General features: G+C 60.0%; 12 protein-coding genes and 1 tRNA gene. All 13 read left to right on the forward strand.

The genetic code is table 11. The features are described from left to right. Nucleotides 1-33 precede the first annotated feature (33 nt). The 13 genes from hisD (at nt 34) to ACR0I0_RS19870 (ending at nt 7,402) form a co-directional block, all read left to right on the forward strand. Nucleotides 34-1,335 carry a histidinol dehydrogenase gene (gene hisD, locus ACR0I0_RS19810; protein ID WP_480492584.1) on the forward strand — a complete coding sequence of 434 codons (1,302 nt, stop codon included), beginning with the start codon at nt 34-36 and terminating at the stop codon, nt 1,333-1,335. A 98-nt stretch (nt 1,336-1,433) separates the two neighbouring features. Then, nucleotides 1,434-1,913: a UPF0262 family protein gene (locus ACR0I0_RS19815; protein WP_171722821.1), complete on the forward strand. Its 480-nt coding sequence runs from the start codon at nt 1,434-1,436 to the stop codon at nt 1,911-1,913. Nucleotides 1,914-1,916: 3 nt separating this feature from the next. Continuing rightward, nucleotides 1,917-2,369, forward strand: a complete 453-nt coding sequence (locus ACR0I0_RS19820; protein WP_171634118.1) for an arsenate reductase/protein-tyrosine-phosphatase family protein — start codon at nt 1,917-1,919, stop codon at nt 2,367-2,369. A gap of 2 nt (nt 2,370-2,371) precedes the next feature. Next, nucleotides 2,372-2,770 carry a ketosteroid isomerase-related protein gene (locus ACR0I0_RS19825; protein WP_152458860.1) on the forward strand — a complete coding sequence of 133 codons (399 nt, stop codon included), beginning with the start codon at nt 2,372-2,374 and terminating at the stop codon, nt 2,768-2,770. Next, nucleotides 2,763-3,356 (forward strand): GNAT family N-acetyltransferase, encoded by a 594-nt coding sequence (locus ACR0I0_RS19830; protein ID WP_480492586.1) that lies wholly within the window; start codon nt 2,763-2,765, stop codon nt 3,354-3,356. The genes ACR0I0_RS19825 and ACR0I0_RS19830 overlap by 8 nt, the downstream gene beginning before the upstream one ends. 61 nt (nt 3,357-3,417) lie before the next feature. Beyond that, nucleotides 3,418-3,687, forward strand: a complete 270-nt coding sequence (locus ACR0I0_RS19835; protein WP_171722823.1) for a DUF4242 domain-containing protein — start codon at nt 3,418-3,420, stop codon at nt 3,685-3,687. 67 nt (nt 3,688-3,754) lie between these two features. Next, entirely contained in the window at nt 3,755-4,630 is an 876-nt protein-coding gene (locus ACR0I0_RS19840) for a carbon-nitrogen hydrolase family protein (RefSeq protein WP_480492588.1), read from the forward strand. A gap of 91 nt (nt 4,631-4,721) precedes the next feature. Next, nucleotides 4,722-4,940: a translation initiation factor IF-1 gene (gene infA, locus ACR0I0_RS19845; protein ID WP_005978431.1), complete on the forward strand. Its 219-nt coding sequence runs from the start codon at nt 4,722-4,724 to the stop codon at nt 4,938-4,940. A gap of 11 nt (nt 4,941-4,951) precedes the next feature. Next, entirely contained in the window at nt 4,952-5,530 is a 579-nt protein-coding gene (locus tag ACR0I0_RS19850; RefSeq protein WP_480492590.1) for a Maf family protein, read from the forward strand. Further along, nucleotides 5,527-6,549 carry a ribonuclease E/G gene (locus ACR0I0_RS19855; protein ID WP_171722826.1) on the forward strand — a complete coding sequence of 341 codons (1,023 nt, stop codon included), beginning with the start codon at nt 5,527-5,529 and terminating at the stop codon, nt 6,547-6,549. Before ACR0I0_RS19850 ends, ACR0I0_RS19855 begins: the two co-directional genes overlap by 4 nt. Beyond that, nucleotides 6,546-6,728, forward strand: coding sequence for a DNA gyrase inhibitor YacG (locus tag ACR0I0_RS19860; RefSeq protein ID WP_171634093.1), 183 nt, complete (start codon nt 6,546-6,548; stop codon nt 6,726-6,728). The genes ACR0I0_RS19855 and ACR0I0_RS19860 overlap by 4 nt, the downstream gene beginning before the upstream one ends. A gap of 79 nt (nt 6,729-6,807) precedes the next feature. Continuing rightward, a tRNA-Phe gene (locus tag ACR0I0_RS19865) sits at nt 6,808-6,882 on the forward strand. Between the two features lie 61 nt (nt 6,883-6,943). After that, nucleotides 6,944-7,402: a DUF6538 domain-containing protein gene (locus ACR0I0_RS19870; protein WP_480492592.1), complete on the forward strand. Its 459-nt coding sequence runs from the start codon at nt 6,944-6,946 to the stop codon at nt 7,400-7,402. The last annotated feature ends 486 nt before the right edge of the window (nt 7,403-7,888 follow it).

Here is a 7,888-nt window from a genome sequence, read left to right on the forward strand (position 1 = left end):
TGTCCCGTGGCGCAACGCCCGGAGTGCCAGATCATGCCCGTTTTCCTTGACGCCACATCACCCGATTTCGAAACCGCCTTTCAGGCCCTGCTGTCCGCCAAGCGCGAGGACAGCCCGGATGTGGACGCGGTTGTGGCGCAGATCATCGACGATGTCCGCAACCGGGGTGACGCGGCGGTCATCGAACTGACCACGAAATTCGACCGGCTGGAGCTGACGCCCGAAACGCTGGCCTTCAGCGCTCAGGAAATCGTGGACGCGGTGACGCAGGTCTCGGCCGAGGATCGCGCGGCGCTGGAACTGGCCGCCGCCCGCATCCGGGCCTATCACGAAAAGCAGATGCCAAGCGATCACAGCTGGACGGATGAGGCCGGGGCCACGCTGGGCTGGCGCTGGTCGGCGGTTTCTGCCGCAGGTCTCTATGTGCCGGGCGGGCTTGCCTCGTACCCGTCATCGGTGCTGATGAATGCCATCCCGGCCAAGGTGGCGGGGGTTGAACGGCTGGCCATCGTGGTGCCCACCCCGGACGGGCAGGTGAACCCGCTGGTGCTGCTGGCAGCGCAGCTGTCGGGTGTGGACGAGGTCTATCGCATCGGCGGCGCGCAAGCCGTGGCGGCGCTGGCCTATGGCACCGACACCATCGCGCCGGTCGACAAGATCACGGGCCCGGGCAACGCCTTTGTTGCGGCGGCCAAACGCCGTGTCTTTGGCAAGGTCGGCATCGACATGATTGCGGGCCCTTCCGAGATTCTGGTCATCGCCGACAAGGACAACGATCCCGACTGGATCGCGCTGGACCTGCTCAGCCAGGCCGAACACGATGAAAGCGCGCAGTCGATCCTGATCACGGATGATGCCGCTTTTGGCCAAAGCGTCGCTAAGGCGGTCGAAAAACGCCTCGAAACCCTGCAACGCCGCGCCATCGCCGGGGCCAGCTGGCGCGACTTCGGTGCCATAATCACCGTCCGTGATCTGGATCAGGCTGCAATCCTATCGAACCGTATCGCCCCGGAACATCTGGAGCTTTGCGTCGCAGACCCGGTGGCGCTGAGCGAAAAAACCATCCACGCCGGGGCCATCTTTCTGGGCCAGTACACACCGGAAGCCATCGGTGATTATGTGGGCGGTCCCAACCACGTGTTGCCCACCGCGCGTTCGGCACGGTTTTCGTCAGGCCTCAGCGTGATGGATTTCCTCAAACGCACCACGCTCAGCCAGATGACCCCCGAAGCCCTGCGCGCCATTGGTCCTGCCGCTGAACAGTTGGCGTGCTCGGAAAGCCTCGAGGCGCATGGCCTCTCGGTCGCCGCGCGCCTGAACCGCCTGAATGGCTGAAATGACGCAAAGACCTGGCGCATATGGCGTTTCTGTGCGTTGCCCGTTGAATATCATTGCTATAGGTCTGTGCTGACGCAAGGAATGTGACTGTAAAGATGACCCGCATCTCGCATATCGAACTGGATGATAGAAATCTGCCGCCGCCCACGCCCGAGATCGAGCAGGAACGCAAGGTTGCCATCTATGATCTGCTGGAAGAAAACAGCTTCTCGCTGCCCAAACGCGACGACCGCGTTGTGCCCGAAGGCCCCTATCGCCTTCAGCTTTCGATCCGCGACAAACGGCTTGTCTTCGACATTGAAACCGAGGCCAACGAAAAAGCGGCCGAGTTTCACCTGTCGCTCGGTCCCTTCCGGCAGGTGGTCAAGGATTACTTCCAGATCTGCGAAAGCTATTTCGATGCGGTGAAATCACTGCCGCCCAGCCAGATCGAAACCATCGACATGGCCCGCCGGGGTATCCACAACGAAGGCAGCCGCGTGTTGCAGGAACGGCTGGAAGGCAAGGCAGATGTCGACACCGACACCGCCCGTCGCCTGTTCACGCTGATCTGCGTTCTGCATTTTGGGGGCTGACGCGTGAAGCCTCTGCCGCAGTCGGTCTTGTTCTGTTGCGACCACAACGCGGTTCGGTCCCCGATGGCCGAGGGGCTGATGAAGAAATTCTATGGCACCGGCACCTATGTTCAGTCCGCCGGTGTGCATAACGATCTGGAAATCGACGGCTTCAGCATCGCCGTCTGCCACGAGGTCGGCGTAGAACTGTCCCGCCACCGCTCGCGCTCCTTTGACGAGATGCAGGAATGGGGTGATGACCTCAGCTCGTTTGATCTGGTGGTGGCGCTTTCACCCGCCAGTCAGCGGCAGGCGCTGGAACTGACCCGGGTTTTTCACCTCGATGTCGATTATTGGCCAATAATGGACCCTACCGGGTTGGGCGAGACCCGCGAAGAAAAGCTACATCACTACCGACAGACCCGCGATCAGATCATCAAACATCTGAAAGACCGCTGGGGCGAACCTACGGAGTGACCATGAACCAGACCGTCAAAACCTATTTCGAAGCCTTCAATGCCGGTGACGTGGATGCCATGCTGGCCTGCCTGTCCGATGACGTGGCCCATCACGTGAACGAAGGCCAGATCCGCATTGGCAAGGACAAGTTCGCCGCGTTCTGCGCGCATATGAACCGGTGCTACAAAGAAAACCTGACCGACATCGTCGTGTTCGAAGCCGAAGGCGGCACCCGCGCCGCAGCCGAATTCATCGTCAACGGCACCTACCTGGAAACCGATGATGGCCTTCCGGATGCGCATGGCCAGACGTACCGCCTGCCTGCCGGTTCGTTCTTCGACCTGAAGGATGGCAAGATCACCCGCGTCACCACTTTCTACAACCTGGCAGACTGGACCAAACAGGTTTCGAATGGCTGAGGTCACCGACGTCCGCCCCCTGACCGGAGCGGCACTCGGGGCCGCTCTGGACGATGTCGCCCGCCTGCGGATCAGAGTGTTTCACGCCTGGCCCTACCTCTATGACGGCGATCTGGAATACGAACGCAAATACCTGCAATCCTACCGCGACAGCGACAAGGCCATCGTGATTGGCGCCTTCGACGGCGACCGCCTGATCGGCGCCTCGACCGGCGCACCGCTGACTGACCACGCTGACGATTTCGCGGCGGCCTTCGAGGGCTCCGGGCTTGACCTGCATGACATCTTCTATTGCGCCGAATCGGTGCTGTTGCCCGACTATCGTGGGCAGGGTGTCGGCCACAGGTTCTTTGACGAACGCGAAGCCCACGCCCGCGCGCTGGGTTTCACCAATTGCGCATTCTGCGGCGTGCAACGCCCGGCAGATCATCCGATGCGGCCCGACAATTACCGCCCGCTGGATGCCTTCTGGCGCGCGCGGGGGTATGAACCATTGCCCGGTGCGATCGCACAGTTTTCGTGGAAAGACATTGGGGAAGAGGGTGAGACGCTGAAGCCGTTGCAGTTCTGGATCCGGGATCTCTGAACGCCAAACGCAAAAAATTCCCGAATCATGGTAGTGTTGGGTTTTCTGTGGGGGAATTGCCATGAAACGCTATGTTATCGAACGCGATCTTCCGGGTGTCGGTTCCATGTCCGGTGACGAACTGTGCGGCGCGTCTGCGAAGTCGAACGAAGCGCTGGCGCAAATACCCGGCGTGCAGTGGGAGCATTCCTATGTTGCTGGTGACAAGACCTTTTGCATCTATCTGGCCGAGAGCGAGGACGCGATCCACAAGCATGCGGAACTCAGCGGGTTCCCGGCCAACACGGTCACCGAAGTGACCACGATCATCGATCCGACGACCGCAGGGTAATTGGGCTGTACTCCGGTCTGCGTCCGCGACTAAGGTCACGCGAATTTGACCGAACGGGGACGCTGCCATGAAAGTCGCAACTGCCGCCTACAACCTCGACTGGCTGAATAGCTGGGCGCAATTCGAAGACAAGCTTGAGGGGTGGGTGTCCCAGGCCGCAGGGCAGGGGGCCGAATTGCTGGTCTTTCCCGAATATGGCGCGATGGAGCTGTCGACCCTCGAAGGGGCCGAGATTGCCGGCGATTTGGAGCGGTCGATCCGGGCCGTGTCCGACCGGATGGAGGATGTACAAAACCTGCACACCCGCCTCGCCAAGACGTACAAAACCTACATTCTGGGTGCGTCGGCGCCGGTTGTTGATGGCCCCGGGCGTCCGGTGAACCGTGCCGCCTTCTACGCGCCGGATGGCAGTTTCGATAATCAGGACAAACAGATCATGACCCGGTTCGAACGCGAGGATTGGGACATCGCCCCGGGGGGTCCGCTCAAGCTGTTCGACACCGCACTGGGCAAGATCGGTGTGTTGATCTGTTATGACAGCGAGTTTCCGTTGCTGGGCCGCGCGCTGAGCGAGGCAGACCTGATCCTTGCGCCATCCTGTACCGAAGCGCTTTCGGGTTACTGGCGCGTGCGGATTGGCGTAATGTCAAGAGCTTTGGAAAATCAATGCGTTACGGTCATGGCCTCGCTGGTCGGGAACAACCAGTGGTCCGAGGCGGTGGATGTGAACACCGGGACCGGAGGCGTTTTTGGCCCGCCCGACAAGGGGTTCCCGGCCACCGGTGTGCTGGCCGAAGGCACTTTGAATCAGCCGGGCTGGACCTATGCGGATGTCGACCTGTCAGCCATCGCCGAGGTCCGCGCGGACGGTCACGTGCTGAACCGAACCCATTGGGAGGAACAGGCCGCCCGAGTCGAATCGGTCACAATATCCGCTCTTTAGGTGATTCCGCCCTTGAAATAAGGCCGAAATAGGCTCATTTAAGCGCACACCCCCGCAGATTCTGCGGGTGCAACGTAATGATGGAGACAACATGGCCAAGGAAGATACGCTCGAATTTCCCGGTGTCGTGAAGGAACTCCTGCCTAATGCGACGTTTCGGGTCGAGCTGGAAAACGGCCATGAGATCATCGCACATACGGCAGGCAAGATGCGCAAGAACCGCATCCGTGTTCTGGCCGGCGACAAGGTTCAGGTCGAGATGACCCCATATGATCTGACCAAGGGTCGGATCAACTATCGCTTCAAGTAACGCCTGCCGCAATGGCGTTCATTCTCGGATCGGGCAGCCCAAGACGGCTGGACCTGCTGGCCCAGCTTGGCGTGCGGCCCGATGCCATTTGCCCTCCTGACATCGACGAAACGCCCTTGAAGGGCGAGCTTCCGGTTCCGTATTGCCACCGCATCACGCGCCAAAAAGTGCAGGCTGTTCAGTCAGATAGAGGTGACGTTACCCTCTGTGCAGATACCACCGTGGCCTTGGGGCGTCGGATTCTGGGAAAGCCCGAGGATGCGGGGCAGGCAGCGGAGTTTCTGCATTCCCTGTCTGGTCGTCGTCACCGCGTGATCACCTCGGTTGCGGTCCGGCGCGGAGACCGTGTGCTGCAGCGTGATGTCGTCTCACAGGTCAAGGTCAAACGTCTGTCGGATGTCGAGATCAACGCCTATCTGGCGACCGGAGACTGGCGCGGCAAGGCAGGCGCCTATGCGATTCAGGGGCCCGCAGGGGCTTTCATTCCATGGATTTCGGGGTCGTTTACAGGCATCGTTGGCCTGCCCCTGTCCGAGACCGCGGCCTTGCTGCAAGGCATCGGCTATCCACTGTATCGAGAGGCATCATGAAAGGTCGCACCATTGTTCTGGACCACATCCAAGGCCGCGAAGCGGCTGCGCTGATGGTCGACGGCAAGTTGGATGACTTCTTGATCGCCACAGACGCACCCGCGCCCGGCACGATCTATCGCGCCCGCGCTGACCGCCCGGTCAAGGGGCAGGGCGGAATGTTCCTGACCACACCAGATGGCCCTGCTTTCCTGCGACAAGTCAAAGGCTTGGGTCCCGGTGCCCTGTTGTTGGTACAGGTTACCGGCTTTGCAGAGCCCGGCAAAGCCATACCGGTGAGCAATCGCATCCTCTTCAAAAGCCGCTATGCGATTGTTACGCCGGACGCTCCGGGCCTGAACATTTCGCGCAGTATCAAGGACGAGGACACACGCGATCAACTGCTTGAAATCGCCCACGAGCAGATGGGTGACAGCGCCTATGGATTGATCCTGCGCTCCTGCTGCGCTGGTGCGGATGCCGAAGAGATCTCGGAAGACCTCTCGGCCATGTTGACGCAGGCCGAGCAGGTGATGAATGACGACGGGACCGAGCCTGAACTTCTCAGCGAAGGTGACAGCCCCCATATCCTTGCCTGGCGCGACTGGACCGACCCGGCCGAAGTCGTGACACAGGCGGGCGGGTTCGAAACCCACGGCGTTCTGGATGCGCTGGATACCGTGCGTGGAGCGTCCGAGCCTTTGCCGGGCGGAGGGTATCTTTACATCGAACCCACACGCGCGTTGGTCGCCGTGGATGTGAACACCGGAGCGGACACCTCGCTGGCGGCGGGCACCAAGGCCAATTTCGCCTGCGCCAAGATGCTGCCCCGTGCTTTGCGCGTACGTGGGCTGGCTGGTCAGATAACGCTGGACCTCGCTCCCATGCCAAAGAAGGATCGCCGCGGGTTTGAGTCCGCTTTGCGTGCCGCGTTCAGATCAGACCCGGACGAGACGATTCTTGCAGGCTGGACCCCGCTGGGCCACTTTGAGTTGCAGCGAAAGCGTGGTCGCGTTCCTGTAATGGAGATCCTGAAATGAACTGCCCGATTTGCGGAGGCGAGACCGAGCAGAAGTTTCGTCCGTTTTGTTCCAGGCGGTGTGCGGACATTGATTTGGCCAAGTGGCTGAACGGGTCCTACTCGGTTCCGTCGCAGCGCGAAGATGACCTTGAAGCCGAGGATGACACGCAGGACTTCACGCCAAAGCGACCGCATTGAAAAAATGTGAAAAAGCCTCTGGACACCGCTGGTAGCAAGTCATAGAAGGCCCCCACCCAATGACGAACGTCGTTCCCGTGCCCGGGTAGCTCAGGGGTAGAGCAGTGGATTGAAAATCCTCGTGTCGGTGGTTCGATTCCGCCCCCGGGCACCACTTCCTCAGGTAAGCCCTTGGCTTCACTCCGGCTTTTAACAGCAGGTTGGAGCCGTAGGCCATGGCAGAGACCATTTCACCCAAGTACACCTTCGTGAAAGAGGGTGTTTTTTACTTCAGTCGCCGCATCCCCAAGGAGCTTTGCCGCTACTACTCTTCTTCTCGGATCGCATTTTCTTTGCGTACTCACTCGGTAAACGTAGCGGCGACGATAGCAAGAAGAGCAGCTGATCAACTGGATGAGTATCGGTTTCATCTGAAGTCGAAGGATGCGCAACTGCGTGGAAAGTACATGTTGCGTCTTGGCGCAGCCAACTCCGCCGTAGCGCCAGTTGTTCTAAACGAGACTTCTGCTGCTTCTGTGCTGTTGTCAGAGGCAGTCGAGATTTATCTTACACAGAAAGGTCAAGGACGCCCCGTGACGTTTCACCGGGGTGCCGAGAGAACGTGCGGCTACGTGATTGATGCCTGTGGCGACAAACACCTTGAAGTCCATATCAAAGCCGACGTGAACGGGTGAACAACCTGACGGTCTGACCGCGGATTACCTGATCAGGTCGGGCTTCCCGGCGATCTGGTCAGGTGAGCACAAGCAGTTTGCTGAACTCAGGTCTACAGACTCTCCCAAGGTCACCAAACTCGTACCGCCGGAATGGCGAACTGAGACTGCGGCCCGAAATCGACCATTGTTGCGCATAAACTCGGGTCTCAGCTGGAGTAGCCGGATGATAACCTGCTGAAAACACGCGCTAATAGGCGGCCAAATTCTCAGTGCGTGATTCTAGAGAAAATCATGGCTGGGGTGGTAGGAATCCTTGCCGACCGATGAAACCTATGGGCTTTTCAGCGAAGCCCGAGAAACTGGGGCGGTTTCGGGGGCATTTAAAGGGTGAGCACGGGGCATTCTCGACCGGAGGAGTACCCGTTCACTGCCACTAGAGTGCCGCTCACTGGCGCTGGCGGGACCTCTGACGAGTCGTTCCGGGGTGCTGACGGGTGGTCGCTG

Source organism: Ruegeria sp. AG6 (genome assembly GCF_056541565.1).

Coding starts and splice junctions, on each gene's coding strand:
- hisD (WP_480492584.1), top strand. CDS start 34: ATGCCCGTTTTCCTTGACGCCACATCACCCGATTTCGAAACCGCCTTT.
- ACR0I0_RS19815 (WP_171722821.1), top strand. CDS start 1,434: ATGACCCGCATCTCGCATATCGAACTGGATGATAGAAATCTGCCGCCG.
- ACR0I0_RS19825 (WP_152458860.1), top strand. CDS start 2,372: ATGAACCAGACCGTCAAAACCTATTTCGAAGCCTTCAATGCCGGTGAC.
- ACR0I0_RS19830 (WP_480492586.1), top strand. CDS start 2,763: ATGGCTGAGGTCACCGACGTCCGCCCCCTGACCGGAGCGGCACTCGGG.
- ACR0I0_RS19835 (WP_171722823.1), top strand. CDS start 3,418: ATGAAACGCTATGTTATCGAACGCGATCTTCCGGGTGTCGGTTCCATG.
- ACR0I0_RS19840 (WP_480492588.1), top strand. CDS start 3,755: ATGAAAGTCGCAACTGCCGCCTACAACCTCGACTGGCTGAATAGCTGG.
- infA (WP_005978431.1), top strand. CDS start 4,722: ATGGCCAAGGAAGATACGCTCGAATTTCCCGGTGTCGTGAAGGAACTC.
- ACR0I0_RS19850 (WP_480492590.1), top strand. CDS start 4,952: ATGGCGTTCATTCTCGGATCGGGCAGCCCAAGACGGCTGGACCTGCTG.
- ACR0I0_RS19855 (WP_171722826.1), top strand. CDS start 5,527: ATGAAAGGTCGCACCATTGTTCTGGACCACATCCAAGGCCGCGAAGCG.
- ACR0I0_RS19860 (WP_171634093.1), top strand. CDS start 6,546: ATGAACTGCCCGATTTGCGGAGGCGAGACCGAGCAGAAGTTTCGTCCG.
- ACR0I0_RS19870 (WP_480492592.1), top strand. CDS start 6,944: ATGGCAGAGACCATTTCACCCAAGTACACCTTCGTGAAAGAGGGTGTT.